The sequence below is a fragment of the Micromonospora sp. AMSO1212t genome (assembly GCF_008868145.1).
Classification (GTDB): Bacteria; Actinomycetota; Actinomycetes; order Mycobacteriales; family Micromonosporaceae; genus Micromonospora; species Micromonospora tulbaghiae.
Genome location: NZ_WBKS01000150.1, coordinates 1 through 13,021, shown reverse-complemented (window position 1 = coordinate 13,021; position 13,021 = coordinate 1). Strand labels below are relative to the sequence as shown.

Here is a 13,021-nt window from a genome sequence, read left to right as displayed (position 1 = left end):
GAGTGCGCGTGGGGCGCAAGCTGGGACGGGAATTACCTGTCCGGCACAATTCGCGCAGCTGTTTCCAAGCAATTCCGCCGAAGGCACCACGGCGCGATCCCGGGCCTACAGAATGTGGGCGAGAGGGTTCGGAAATGGGGGGCGAAATATGTTTGCGAGGCGCCGACTGACGCTTTTCGCGATGACCGTCGCAGCCGCGCCACTGGCGGTCGGCGCGTGTACCGCCGGCCCGAAGTCGGTGGCGAAGCGGGCCGAGACCGCACCGCCGTCGGTCTCCGTGTCGCCGGCCGACCGTACCCGGGACGTGCCGATCAGCGCGGAGGTGGGGACGAAGGTCAGCAACGGCAAGGTGACAGCCGTCAAGCTGACCGACGACAAGGGCAACGCCGTGCCGGCCCAGCCGCGTGAGGACGGCTCCGGCTGGGTGCCGGACCGGCCACTCGCCAATTCCCGGACGTACACCGCGGAGGTGACCGCGACCGGCGATTCGGGCAGGACCGCCACGCAGAAGACGACGTTCACGACGATGGCCAAATCCACCAAACCGGCCGTCACCAGCGAATTGTATTTCCGGCCGAATCAGACGTACGGGACGGCGATGCCGGTCGTGCTCGGATTCGACCCGCCGATTCCCGAGAAGGCCCGCGCGGACGTCCAGCGCCGGCTGTTCGTGAAGACCGACCCGCCGCAGCCGGGCACCTGGTCCTGGGTGGCCGACGGCAAACAGGCCGAGTACCGCGCGCCGGACCGGTGGAAGCCGGGCACGAAGATCAGCGTGCGCAGCGCGTTGCAGGGGCTGCCCATCGGCAAGGACGCGATCGGCGACTCCGACCGGGTTGCGAGCGCCAAGGTCGGCCGCCAGGTGACGCTCGACATCGACAACGGGACCAAGCAGATGACCGTCTACCAGGACGGCAAGGTGCTCAAGAGGATCCCGGTGAGTCTGGGCAAGTCGAGCACGCCGACGTCCAGCGGCAACATGGTGATCATGGAGAAGCACGAGCACACCACGTTCGACACCCGTGGTGAGCCCAACGGCGGCTACGTGGTCGACGTGGACGACGCCCAGCGGCTGACCTGGGGCGGCGAGTTCATCCACTCGGCGCCGTGGTCGGAGGGGGACCAGGGGAGCACGAACGTCTCGCACGGCTGCACCAACGTCTCGGCCACCGCCGCGGACTGGCTGATGGGCTTCACGCAGGTCGGTGACCTGGTGACGGTCAAGGGCACCGAGGTGAAGCTCGACCAGGGCAACGGCTTCACCGCCTGGAACGTCGGCTGGGACGAGTTCGCCAAGGGCAGCGCGTTGCCCGTACCGGCGGGGCTGAAGCCCACGCAGAGCGCCACGCCGCACCCGGGCGCGGTGGCCGGCGGGTCGTCACCGGCCCCGGCCCCCTCGCGGAGCAACAGCGGCGGCTGAACCTGGGGAGGAACGGCTACGGGGCCGGCCCGCGTCCGCGCGGCCGGCCCCGCGTCGTGCTCAGTCCAGGTCGACGCGGGCCACCCCGGTCGCGGTCAGGCTGCCCAGCCAGAGGGTGCGGCCGTGTTGCCGCACGCCGGTGACCATCGGGTACGCCCCGCTCGGGCCGTGCAGCGTGCGCAGCACCCGGCCGGTGCCGTCGACCAGCGCGACCAGCCCGTAGCGGCGCGGCTGCGGCTGCACCGCGCCGGGTAGCAGGGCCACGATCTGCCGCACCCGGGGATGCGGCAGCAGCCGTTCCATGGCGCGGAGCCGAGGGCTGGGCAACGCGACCCAGTAGGTGCCGTCGCCGACCGCGGAGACGTTGTCCGGGTACGCGGGCAGGTCGGTCAGCACCGTGGCCCGCCCGCTCGGCAGGTCCACCCGGAGCAGCCGGTGGGTGGCGGTCTCGGCGAGCATCAGCGCCGACTCGTCCGGGGTCAGCGCGAGCCCGTTGGGGAAGTAGAGCCCGTCCGCGACCACGTCGGTGCGCCCGCTGCGCCTGTCGTACGCGAGGACCCGCCCGTTGGGCCGGTGCTCCAGCAGGTCACGCTTCCAGTGCGAGAGCGGGAACCGGTCGGACGAGTCGGTGAAGTAGACGGTGCCGTCGCGCGCCACCGCCGCGTTGTCGGCCAGGTGCACCGGCGGCGCGGTGCCGGTCAGCTCGTGCACACGGCCGGCCGGGTCGACCCGCAGCAGCCCTCGGTACGCGTCGCAGACCAGCAACCCGCCGTCGACCGGATCGCGCTCGATGCCCAGCGGCCGTCCGCCGGTCTCGGCCAGCAGCGTCGGCGGTGTGCCGGGCGGGGAGTCGGACGGCCACCACCAGAGCCGGCCGTCCTCGTCGCCGCTGACCACCCGGCCGTCGCCGTCGACCACCACGTCCTCCGGGCCGTGCCCGCCGGGTGGCAGCGGCAGCAGGTCGGCCCGGTCGAGCCGGGTGTCCGCGGGCGCCCAGGGGCCGGTGAGCGGCGGCGGCACTGTCGCCGGCTCGCGGACCGGCCGGATCAGCAGGGGCACACGCGGGCGGGGTACGACCATCGGCTCATTGTGGCCCGGACGCGTCGCGCTGGGCAGTCCCCGACGGCGTTTCGCCGCTTCCCGTGCGGCGTGGCGTGGCGGCTGCGGGATGACCCTGAGACGGCTCGGGGTCGGTTCCCGGACACTACCCGGAACACCCGCCGCGAGGTCCGGAAATGTCGGTGGGGCCGGGTAGGTTTGGCCGCATGGTACACAGCGTTGAGCGCTTCCACGTGGCGATGGACGTGCACGATCACGTGGTCGAGCTGCGCCCGGTCGGCGAGATCGACATCGCCTCCGTGACGGCTTTCCGGGCAGCGCTCTGGGCGGCGCCGGCCCGGCCGGTGCTGCGGGTCGACCTGTCCGGTGTGCGGTTGCTCTCCGCCGCCGGTGTCCGCGCGCTGGTCGCCACCCACCTGCGGGTCCGGGCCCGCGGTGGCGAGCTGGTGCTCACCGACCCCGACCCGGTGGTGGCCCGGGTGCTGCGGGTGACCGGCCTGCACCGGGTGCTCCCGGTGCGCTGCTCCGACCGCTCGCAGGACCTGTCCGGCCGCTCCCACGAGCTGGTGGCCTGCGCGGCCTGAGCAGACGTCGGCCGCCGGCGCGAGCGCCGACGGCCGACGTGGACGGCGCTGCGCTCAGCGCACGCCGAGCAGGTCCACCACGAAGACGAGCGTCTCGTTCGGCTTGATGACGCCAGCCGCGCCCCGGGCGCCGTAGCCCAGGTGCGGCGGGATGGTGAGCCGGCGCCGGCCGCCCACCTTCATGCCCACGACGCCCTGGTCCCAGCCGGCGATGACCTGGCCGCCGCCGAGCGGGAACTCGAACGTCTCACCCCGGTTCCACGAGGCGTCGAACTCGCGGCCGTTCGAGTGGGCCACGCCCACGTAGTGCACGCTCACCACTTGGCCCTGGCGGGCCTCCGGGCCGTCGCCGACGGTGATGTCCTCGACGACGAGATCGGCGGGCGGCGCGCCCTCGATCGGGCCGACCTCGGGCTTGTCCATGAGCGGTCTCCTCGGATGCTGACGGTGTGGTCACAGTCGATCCTGCCGGATCGCGACCGGCCGATACGCGCCGGTCCCCGCACACCGGCGTGGCGGGGACACGAAAGGGGGCGGGCATCGCCTGTCGGCGACGCCCGCCCCGGGGCGAGCTGGTCACTTCAGCCAGGGGAGACGCTGGACCAGGGGGAGCCTCGCCCAGACCCGGCCGAGGCCGAGGGTGTTGCCGGCGCCCACCAGGGCCAGGCCGGCCAGCAGGCCCGCGTAGATGAGGTGGTCGTCCATGAAGGGGTTGTTCGCCGGGGGCAGCACGGCCGTCCACATCAGGACCAGGAGCAGCCCGCCCGCGACGGCGGCGATCCGGATGCCGATGCCGAGCATCACGGCGACACCGATGCCGAGGAGGCCGAGCATGAACAGCCAGTCCGCCCAGGCCGCGCCGGCCAGGTTCTGGTAGAAGCCGGCGAAGGGGCCCTCCACCGCGTTGCCCAGGAAGCCCTTGGTGGGGCTGCCGCCGTTGATCCAGGCGTTCTTCGCCGGGGTCTCGTGGCCGAGGCCGAACATCTTGTCGAGGAAGGCCCAGAGGAACACCCAGCCCAGGGCGAGCCGCAGTCCGGCCCAGACGTACCGGGTGGCCTTCTGGCGGGTGGTCTCGGTGTGCGCCGCCGGAGCGATGGTGGCGGCGGGGGTCCGCTTCACGGCGGGGGTCCGCTCGATTGTCGCGGTCATGGTCTCCACGTCCCTTCCTGTGCCTCGCACCGCGCTTCCCGGTGGCACATTCATTTCACCGCCGCGCGGCGCCCGGGAGCAGGGCCGAGAGGTGCCCTCGTGACCGGGTCATTGGTCCCGTCCGTACCCGGTCCGGTCGGCCCGTGGCAGCCGGTCCGCCGGCCCTGACCAGGGCACCCGCCGGCCGCCTACCGTCGCAGGTGGAGGCCCGGCACGAGGAGGTCGTGATGAGGACGTGGCAGGTGGCCGACGTGATGACCAGGGACGTCGCGACGGTGACGGAGGAGACGCCGTACCGCGAGGTCGTTGACGTGCTGGTCCGGCAGCGGATCAGCGGCGTGCCGGTGGTGGACTCGTTCCGCCGGGTGCTCGGGGTGATCTCCGAGGCGGACCTTCTGCACAAGGTGGAGCGGTCCGGCCACCCGGACGAACGGCGGGTCTTCGAGGGGCGGCGCCGCCGTACCGCGCGGGAGAAGGCGGGCGCGCTCGTCGCCCGGGACCTGATGACCGCCCCCGCGGTCACCACGCACGAACGGGCGTCGCTCGCGGCGACCGCCCGGCTGATGGACCACGAGGCGGTCAAGCGGCTCCCGGTGCTGGACGACCTGGGCCGGCTGGCCGGCATCGTCACCCGCGGTGACCTGCTACGTGTGCACCTGCGTACCGACGCGGAGATCCGCGAGGAGGTCGTGCACGAGGTGCTGTACCGGGTGCTGTCGGTGCGCGACGGCCTGGTCACGGTCCAGGTCCGCGGCGGCGAGGTCACCATGGACGGGCGGCTGGACCGGCGCAGCGCCGTCGAACTCGCCGGCCGTCTCGCCGCCCAGGTCGCGGGCGTGGTCGCGGTGCACAACACGATCGGGTACGACGTGGACGACACCACGCTGATGGAGCTGGACCCGGTGCACGCCACCCCGGTCGCCTGAGCGCCGCCACCCGGGCCCCCCGGTCAGGCAGGGCCCGGCACGGCGAGCTGGGCGGCGAGCAGCGCCGGTGCCTCGGCCAGCGACGGGCCGTACCAGGTGAGGTGCCGGCCGGACACCAGCGCCGCCGGCACGCCGGGGAACGCCTCCGGCCCGTCGTCGGCGGTGAACCGGTACGGCTCGTCGGGCAGCACCACCAGGTCCGGCGTCCGGGCGCGCAGCGCGTCCAGGCTCGGCCGGGGATAGCGTTCCGCGTCGTCGGCCCAGCCGTTGCGGACACCGAGCCGGGCCAGCACGTCCCCGGCGAACGTGTCCCGCCCCAGCACCACCCACGGCCGCCGCCACACCGGCACCACGGCGGTGCGGACCCGTCCCGGCGCGGGTAGCGCGGCCCACGCGCGGCGGGCCGAGCGCAGCCACGGCGGCTCGGCCGGCGCACCGAGCGCGACCACCAGCTCACCGAGCTGGTCGAGCGCCTCCGGCACGGTACGCGGGAAGGTGACCCGGACCGGCACCCCGGCCGAGCGCAGCGCCTCGGCGTCGGCCAGCCGGTTCTCCTCCTCGTTGAGCAGCACCAGATCCGGCTCCAGCGCGAGCACCCGGTCCAGGTCCGGGTACTTCGTACCGCCGACCCGGGCGACGTCCAGCCCTTCCGGATGGGTGCACCAGTCGGTCGCCCCGACCAGCACCTCCGGGCGGGTGGCCGCGACCGCCTCGGTCAGCGACGGCACCAGCGACACCACCCGCACCGCGTCTCCTCCCCTCGAGCCGGACCGGCCGGTCAGTGGGCCGGCGCGGCCACGGCGTCGGCGGTCTCCGTCGGCAGGCCCGCCACCGGCACGCCCTTGCGTGCCGCCCAGTCGACCGCCGCGCGCAGGTCCGCCGTGGGCAGCGGCCGCCGGGTGGTCACCCCGACCGCCGCGTGCACGGTGTACGCCATGAACGGGTACGAGCGGGCCAGCGCGCCGATCGCGTCGTGCAGCCGGCGTACCACCTCCAGCGCTGCCGGCTCGTCGAGCCCCGGCAGGAGGAGCTGGAACTCGTTCTCGGTGACGCGCAGCGCGCGGTCGACCGGCCGCAGCACGGCGGTGATCGCGGTGAGCACGGCGTGCCCCTCCCGGGCGACACCGCGGCGGCCGAAGCGTTCCGGCGAGCCGGGCGGCGCGTCCACCCGCAGGCCGACCAGCGCCACCGGCAGCGTGCCGGAGGCGGTCACCCCGTCCGCGCCGGACCACCGGGCCAGGCCGGGTTCGTCCAGCATCGTCTCGGCCGGCTCGACCGGCTGGTTGTTCCGGTCGCCGCGGCGGGCCAGCAGCCGCAGTGCCGCCTCGGCGCGCGGTTCGCCCGGCCCGGCCGGGATGTCCCGCACCCGGGCGATCGCCTCGTCCAGCGCGTTACGTGCCGCGGCGGGCAGCCGCTCGGCGAGCTGTTCGCGCAGCCGGATCGCCTCGTGCAGCGCCTCGTCGCGGCGGAAGCCCCAGCGCCCCTCGAACAGGCGGCCGGACTCCAGCGTCGGCGTGGGCGCCACCTCGGCCCGGTCGTGTGCGACGACTGTGGCGCCGAAACGCGGGCTCAGCGCCACCACCGTCCACTCCCGGGCGAGCGCCTCCGCCTCGTCCAGCGCCACGCCGTAGGCGCCCTCGGGCAGGTCGGACGGCGGTCCGCCGACCATCGCCACCACCGTCACGGCGGCGCGGCCGGCGATGCGCCGGTAGACCTCGCGCTCCCGGGCGAAGTACGGCAGCCGCTGGAACAGCGCGAGCACGACGAGCGGGCCGTCCTCGGCCTCGGCGAGCGCGGCGCGTTCGATGGCGTGGGAGACGGCGACGAGGCTGCGTTTGGTGAACTGTTCCGGGGTCCGTCCGCTGGGCACGGGCAGAGCCTAGAGGGACGGGCGCGGTAGCGCACCGGTCGGCCGGACCGGTCGCGCCGCAGCGCCTACACTCGGACGTCGGCCGGGCGAGGGGGATCGGGGCGAGATGACTAGCACAGGCAGCGTGACCGCCTCCTGGCTGCGGCCGGTCCCGCCCGGCGTCGCGCCGTCCCTGGTCCGTGCCGGCCACGTCGGCCACGGCAGGCGGCGGCTCGGCGAGATGGTGCAGGGCCGCCCGCCGGGGGTCACCGGCAGCCAGTGGAGCACCGCCGGGCGGGCGTCGCTCGACCTGGTGGTCTGCGCCGCCGACACCGGGCTGCCGCGCTTCGCGGTGCGCTTCACCGCGCCCGTCCCCGACGGATCGCCCGCCCGGCGGTCCGAACGGCTGACCGACGCGGTCTGCGCCGCCGTCGGCCTGCCGTTGCTGCGCGTCGAGTCGCCGGCGTTGGGCGGCGCGGAGCAGGTCCGCCGGTTCGCCGAGTACGTGCTGGACGCGCGGGCCTACGCCGACGGCACCGACCCGGACGGCGGCGACGCGGTCGGCTTCCGGGACATCATCGGCCGCCTGCCGGACGGCCGGCAGGGGCCGGTGAACGACCTGGGCGCGCTGGCCCGGGTCGAGGCGGTCGAGGCGTACGTGGCGGGCCGGATCGCCGATCCGATCGTGCGCGGCCTGCACGTGCGCTGGACAGACGGCCCGGCGGAGGGCTGGGCCTGGGCCGAGGTGCGGTCCGGCCGCTGCCTGCTGGAGCGGGTCCGGCTGGCCTCGCGCGGCTTCTCCTGCGGCGTCGAGCCGGGGCGGCTCGCCGAGGACCTGGCCGTGGTGGCGCTGGGGGAGCGGCTGCGTGACCTCGACGGCGCCGCGCCGTCCCTGCTGGACCGTGACGAGCTTCTCCGGCGGGTACGCGCGCTGGCCGCGCGGCGGGACTCCTTCGACGGCGGGTTCGCCTTCGACCATCTCTGCGCCGACTGAGCCGTCCTCGCCGGCGAGGACGGCGACTTTCGATTTTTTTCCGATCTCCGGTTGAACCTTCGCCGACGGCGCTCCGTACCTCATCGGGAATGGATGCAGGTCTTCCCCGCCGCGCCCGGACGGCGCGGAGACGGTGCGGAAAGGGCATCGTCGGCCATTGACGTGCGACTGAGCGTCGCAGTGATCTCACACCCCGAATTCGTCGGTCCGCCGGGATCACCAGTCAACTACCGGATCGAGAAGGAGAGCAATTCGATGCGCAGGTCCACACGGGCGCGCCGGTCATCCGGTAACGCGCGGAGCAAGCGGTTGCTGGCGGTGGTCGGCACGCTCGCGGTCTTCGGCGGCATCGTCGCCGTCACCCAGATCTCGTCCGCCCAGGACCGGCGGACGACCACCCGCGCCGCGTCGGCGTCCTGCGTGCCCGCGAGCCCGGGGGCGACCGCCCCGAACGGCCAGGGCAGCACCACCCGTACCTGGCAGAACGGCCGCTGGGTCCGCAGCCACTGGGGCGACGGCCAGATGTCACCGGCCGAGTGCCAGCAGACCAACGCGGGCGGCGCCGGCGCCGGCACCCCGACCGTGGCCTGCCCGGACGTCCGTGGCCGGCTGCCGCAGGTGCCCGACCGGGCCCGCGCCGAGGTGGACCGCACCCTGGCGCTGCTGGAGTCCCAGATCGCCGACGCGAACCGGCGGCTCGCCGCGGAGGGGCGCAACGGCGGCGACTTCATCAACAACGCGATCCTGCGTCCGCTCGCGGACAAGCGGACCGCGGCGCTCAACCGGATCGCCACCGCCATCGGCCGGGTCGCCCAGCGCCCGCAGGGCCTGGACCAGCTCGCCCAGTGCGCGCTGACCGACACTCCCGGCAACAACGGGGGCCAGAACGGCGGCAACAACGGAGGCCAGAACGGCGGCAACAACGGCGGCAACAACGGCGGCGGGAACAACAACGGCGGTGGCCAGAACAACGGCGGCGGCAACGGCCTGAACGTGCTCGCCAAGGACTGCTCCGACAGCCAGCTTCAGGCCCACGACGGTTTCCAGAACGGCAACCGGTGCGTGAGCACCGCGTTCGGTGAGGTGGGCGCCGCGGCGAACAACCCGTCGCTGCTGATCACGCAGTTCCCGAACCAGGTGCGGCGCAACCAGCCGTTCACGCTCCGGGTCACCACCAAGAACCTGGTGCGGGACCGCTTCCTCGCCGCCGGCCAGGGCGGCTACTACCTGGAGAGCTCGCTGCTCAACGGTGAGGGCCTGGTGCGCGGACACTTCCACACCGCCTGCCGGATGCTCGGCAGCAACCGGCAGCCCCCGAACCCGCAGGACGTGCCGGCCTTCTTCGTCGCCACCGAGGACGGGCGCGGCGGCAACCAGCCGGACGACGTGCTGATTCAGATCCCGGGCCTGGCGCAGTCGGGCGTGGCGCAGTGCGCGGTCTGGGCCGGTGACGGCTCGCACCGCATCCCGATGATGGAGCGGGCAAACCAGACCCCCGCCATCGACGTGGTGCGCATCCGGGTCAACTGAGCGGACGAACGGCCGCGGCCGTCCGGGGACTCCTCCGGGCGGCCGCGGCCGTTTCGCGTATGGGCGCGGTGGGAGCCGATCCTGGAGGAAATTTCATGCCGGTGGTATCCGGTCGGATGAAAAGCAGCAACCGTAGAAAGCCGATCGGGGCCACACCGATTTCTCAGCGTGACCCCGGGATGCCCGACGGTGAACCGGTGGCGGTCAGCGGTTCTTGTACGCCTCGACCACGGACACCGGGATGCGGCCGCGCTCGGAAATCTCGAACCCGTTCTTGGCGGCCCATTCCCGGATGGCGCGGTTCTGCTCGCGGTCCATTCCCGAGGTGCTCGGCCGGGTGGTGCGGCGGGCGCCGCGGGTGACCTCGGGCGCTCCCCGGCCGATTCGCCTGCCAGCGCTGATGTACGGATCCAGCGCCTTGCGCAGGACGCCCGCGTTCTCGTCGGAGACGTCGATCGTGTACGCCACGCCGTCCAGGCTGAACTCGACGGTCCGATCGGCCTTTCCGCCGTCGAGGTCGTCGGTCAGAACGGTGATTACTTTCCTTGCCATCGCCATTACTCCCTGTGTCGGGCGGGGTGTGGCTAAGAGTTTGACCTACCGCGCGGTAATTCCGCAACAATAGCCGCCTTCTCCATTCGGCGGGTCGCGGTAAACGGTCCCGCCATTGGGTGCGCAGCGCGGGAACGTGGCGCTCCGGAGTGGCGCGGGTCACAACCCGGAACAAGGGACACGTTTTGTTACTTGAGCCAGACACGCTCAATCAACGTGATGGCAGGTGTTCGATGGCAACTCTTCCGGTACTTCCCCTGACCGACGCCGTCCTGCTGCCCGGGATGGTCATCCCGGTGACCCTCGACCCGACGACCCAGGCCGCCGTCGACGCGGCGCGCGCCACCGGCGACAAGGAACTGCTGGCCGTACCCCGCATCGACGGCGAGTACGGCTCCGTCGGCGTGGTCGCCACGATCGAGAAGGTGGGCCGGCTGCCCAGCGGCGAGCCGGCGGCGGTCATCCGTGGTCTGGCCCGGGCCCGCATCGGCTCCGGCGTGCCCGGGCCCGGCGCCGCGCTCTGGGTCGAGGCGACCACACTCGACGAGCCCGCACCGGCGGGCCGCGCCCGGGAACTCGCCCGCGAGTACCGCGCGCTCATGACGTCCGTGCTGCAGCAGCGCGGCGCCTGGCAGGTGATCGACGCGATGGAGCGGATGACCGACCTGTCCGAGCTGGCCGACTCGGCCGGCTACGCGCCCTGGCTCAGCCTGGCGCAGAAGACCGAGCTGCTCGCCGCGCCGGACGTCACCGCCCGGCTGGAACTGCTCGTCGGCTGGGTGCGGGAACACCTGGCCGAGCAGGAGGTCACCGAGCAGATCAACAGCGACGTACGCGAGGGGCTGGAGAAGTCCCAGCGCGAGTTCCTGCTCCGCCAGCAGCTCGCCGCGATCCGCAAGGAACTCGGTGAGGACGAGCCGGACGGCTCCGCCGACTACCGCTCCCGGGTGGAGTCCGCCGAGCTGCCGGAGAACGTGCGCGAGGCGGCGATGCGCGAGGTCGGCAAGCTGGAACGAGCAAGCGACGCCTCACCCGAGGCGGGCTGGATCCGTACCTGGCTGGACACCGTCCTGGAGATGCCGTGGAACACGCGTACCCAGGACAACACCGACCTGACCGCGGCGCGGGCCGTGCTCGACGCCGACCACGCCGGCCTGGCCGACGTGAAGGACCGCATCCTGGAGTACCTCGCGGTGCGCAACCGGCGCGCGGAGCGCAACCTCGGCGTGGTCGGCGGACGCGGCTCCGGCGCGGTGCTGGCCCTGGCCGGCCCGCCCGGTGTCGGCAAGACCAGCCTCGGCGAGTCGGTCGCCCGGGCGCTGGGCCGCAACTTCGTCCGTGTCTCCCTCGGCGGTGTGCGGGACGAGGCGGAGATCCGGGGCCACCGGCGCACCTACGTCGGCGCGCTGCCCGGCCGGATCGTGCGGGCGCTGCGCGAGGCCGGCTCGATGAACCCGGTCGTGCTACTCGACGAGGTCGACAAGCTGGCCGCCGGCTACGCCGGCGACCCGGCCGCGGCCCTGCTGGAGGTGCTCGACCCGGCGCAGAACCACACGTTCCGCGACCACTACCTCGAGGTCGACCTCGACCTGTCCGACGTGCTGTTCCTGGCCACCGCCAACGTGGTCGAGGCGGTCCCCGGCCCGCTGCTGGACCGGATGGAGCTGGTCGCGCTGGACGGCTACACCGAGGACGAGAAGGTCGCCATCGCCCGGGACCACCTGCTGCCCCGGCAGCGGGAACGGGCCGGGCTGACCACCGACGAGGTCACCGTCGCCGACGACGCGCTGGCGCTGATCGCGGGCGAGTACACCCGGGAGGCCGGCGTCCGGCAGCTCGAACGGGCCCTCGCGAAGATCCTGCGCAAGGTCGCCGTCGCGCTCGCCACGGACTCCGCGCCGGTGCGCGTCGACGCCGGCAACCTGGCCCGCTACCTGGGCCGGCCGAAGTTCACCCCGGAGTCCGCCGAGCGGACGGCCGTACCGGGCGTGGCGACCGGCCTGGCCGTCACCGGCGCCGGTGGCGACGTGCTGTTCATCGAGGCCACCACGATGGAGGGCGAGCCGGGGCTGACGCTCACCGGTCAGCTCGGCGACGTGATGAAGGAGTCCGCGCACATCGCGTGGTCGTACCTGCGGTCGAACGGACGGCGGTACGGCCTGGACCCGAACGCCCTGGCCGGGCGGCGGATCCACCTGCACGTCCCGGCGGGCGCGGTACCCAAGGACGGCCCGAGCGCCGGCATCACCATGGTGACCGCGCTGGCGTCCCTGGTGACCGGGCGGCCGGTGCGGCCCGAGTTCGGGATGACCGGCGAGGTGACGCTCTCCGGCCGGGTGCTGCCGATCGGCGGGGTGAAGCAGAAGCTGCTCGCCGCGCACCGGGCCGGTCTCACCGAGGTGATCATCCCGAAGCGCAACGAGCCGGACCTGGACGACCTGCCGGCGCAGGTGCGGGAGGCGCTGACCGTGCACACCCTGTCCGACGTGGCGGACGTGCTCGCGCTGGCGCTGCGCCCGGTCGAGATCGGCACGGAGTCGCTGGACGGCCCGGCGCTCGCCGCGGCCTGACGACCGTCGCCCCGGCCACCGTGCGTACGGTGGCCGGGGCGACGTCGTGCCGGCCCGCGGGTCGCGTCGGGCTCAGGGGCGGTCGCGCCGCTCGTAGCCCCGCTCGCGGCGCTCGCCCGGCCCGTCGCCGTCGCGGTCCCGGCGTACCGTCGCCTTGCGCCCCTTGATGGTGGTGCCCCGCAGCCCGGCGATGATCTCGTCGGCCACCGCCTGCGGCACCTCGACCAGGGAGAACCGGTCGGCGATCTCGATCGAGCCGATGTCCCGGCCGTTGATCCGGGTCTCCCCGGTGATCGCGCCCACCAGGTCCTGCGGCCGCACCCCGGCCCGCCGGCCCAGCCCGATGAAGACCTGGGTGGTGCCGCCGGTGCGCGGCCGCAGGGCCTGG

At 73.7% G+C, this 13,021-nt stretch carries 13 protein-coding genes; 6 read left to right on the top strand and 7 right to left on the bottom strand.

Annotation, left to right across the window (positions count from 1 at the left end; all coding sequences use genetic code 11):
- Positions 1-148: 148 nt before the first annotated feature.
- Positions 149-1,420: an Ig-like domain-containing protein gene (locus F8279_RS26295; protein WP_175438670.1), complete on the top strand. Its 1,272-nt coding sequence runs from the start codon at positions 149-151 to the stop codon at positions 1,418-1,420.
- Between the two features lie 60 nt (positions 1,421-1,480).
- Here the strand turns inward: F8279_RS26295 and F8279_RS26290 are convergent, their stop codons facing one another.
- On the bottom strand, positions 1,481-2,500 hold the full coding sequence (locus tag F8279_RS26290) for an SMP-30/gluconolactonase/LRE family protein (RefSeq protein WP_151501360.1): 1,020 nt from the start codon (positions 2,498-2,500) through the stop codon (positions 1,481-1,483).
- 155 nt (positions 2,501-2,655) lie between these two features.
- Here F8279_RS26290 and F8279_RS26285 point away from each other — a divergent pair, with 155 nt between their 5' ends.
- Positions 2,656-3,063, top strand: a complete 408-nt coding sequence (locus tag F8279_RS26285) for an STAS domain-containing protein (RefSeq protein ID WP_091417879.1) — start codon at positions 2,656-2,658, stop codon at positions 3,061-3,063.
- Positions 3,064-3,117: 54 nt separating this feature from the next.
- On the opposite strand, the gene F8279_RS26280 is transcribed toward F8279_RS26285, so the two are convergent.
- Together F8279_RS26280 and F8279_RS26275 are read right to left on the bottom strand one after the other, a co-directional pair.
- Positions 3,118-3,486, bottom strand: a complete 369-nt coding sequence (locus tag F8279_RS26280; RefSeq protein ID WP_091417882.1) for an FKBP-type peptidyl-prolyl cis-trans isomerase — start codon at positions 3,484-3,486, stop codon at positions 3,118-3,120.
- A gap of 153 nt (positions 3,487-3,639) precedes the next feature.
- Positions 3,640-4,212, bottom strand: a complete 573-nt coding sequence (locus tag F8279_RS26275; RefSeq protein ID WP_091418474.1) for a DoxX family membrane protein — start codon at positions 4,210-4,212, stop codon at positions 3,640-3,642.
- Between the two features lie 227 nt (positions 4,213-4,439).
- Here F8279_RS26275 and F8279_RS26270 point away from each other — a divergent pair, with 227 nt between their 5' ends.
- Positions 4,440-5,138 carry a CBS domain-containing protein gene (locus F8279_RS26270; protein ID WP_091418477.1) on the top strand — a complete coding sequence of 233 codons (699 nt, stop codon included), beginning with the start codon at positions 4,440-4,442 and terminating at the stop codon, positions 5,136-5,138.
- A 23-nt stretch (positions 5,139-5,161) separates the two neighbouring features.
- On the opposite strand, the gene F8279_RS26265 is transcribed toward F8279_RS26270, so the two are convergent.
- Both F8279_RS26265 and F8279_RS26260 read right to left on the bottom strand, forming a co-directional pair.
- Positions 5,162-5,884, bottom strand: a complete 723-nt coding sequence (locus tag F8279_RS26265; RefSeq protein ID WP_091417886.1) for a helical backbone metal receptor — start codon at positions 5,882-5,884, stop codon at positions 5,162-5,164.
- Between the two features lie 32 nt (positions 5,885-5,916).
- A complete protein-coding gene (locus F8279_RS26260) occupies positions 5,917-7,008 on the bottom strand; it encodes a DICT sensory domain-containing protein (protein WP_151501359.1) in 1,092 nt (363 codons plus the stop codon).
- A 124-nt stretch (positions 7,009-7,132) separates the two neighbouring features.
- On the opposite strand from F8279_RS26260, the gene F8279_RS26255 reads away from it, so the two are divergent.
- Both F8279_RS26255 and F8279_RS26250 read left to right on the top strand, forming a co-directional pair.
- Positions 7,133-7,981, top strand: coding sequence for a DUF2726 domain-containing protein (locus F8279_RS26255; RefSeq protein ID WP_225853417.1), 849 nt, complete (start codon positions 7,133-7,135; stop codon positions 7,979-7,981).
- Between the two features lie 255 nt (positions 7,982-8,236).
- Complete coding sequence (locus F8279_RS26250) at positions 8,237-9,511, top strand: hypothetical protein (RefSeq protein ID WP_192580778.1); 1,275 nt, start codon at positions 8,237-8,239, stop codon at positions 9,509-9,511.
- Between the two features lie 204 nt (positions 9,512-9,715).
- On the opposite strand, the gene F8279_RS26245 is transcribed toward F8279_RS26250, so the two are convergent.
- On the bottom strand, positions 9,716-10,063 hold the full coding sequence (locus F8279_RS26245) for an Lsr2 family protein (protein WP_151501357.1): 348 nt from the start codon (positions 10,061-10,063) through the stop codon (positions 9,716-9,718).
- A 233-nt stretch (positions 10,064-10,296) separates the two neighbouring features.
- Between F8279_RS26245 and lon the strand changes: the two genes are divergently transcribed.
- A complete protein-coding gene (lon, locus tag F8279_RS26240) occupies positions 10,297-12,633 on the top strand; it encodes an endopeptidase La (protein WP_151501356.1) in 2,337 nt (778 codons plus the stop codon).
- Positions 12,634-12,705: 72 nt separating this feature from the next.
- Here the strand turns inward: lon and F8279_RS26235 are convergent.
- On the bottom strand, positions 12,706-13,021 hold a 316-nt coding region (locus F8279_RS26235; protein ID WP_192580777.1), incomplete at its 5' end, for a DbpA RNA binding domain-containing protein.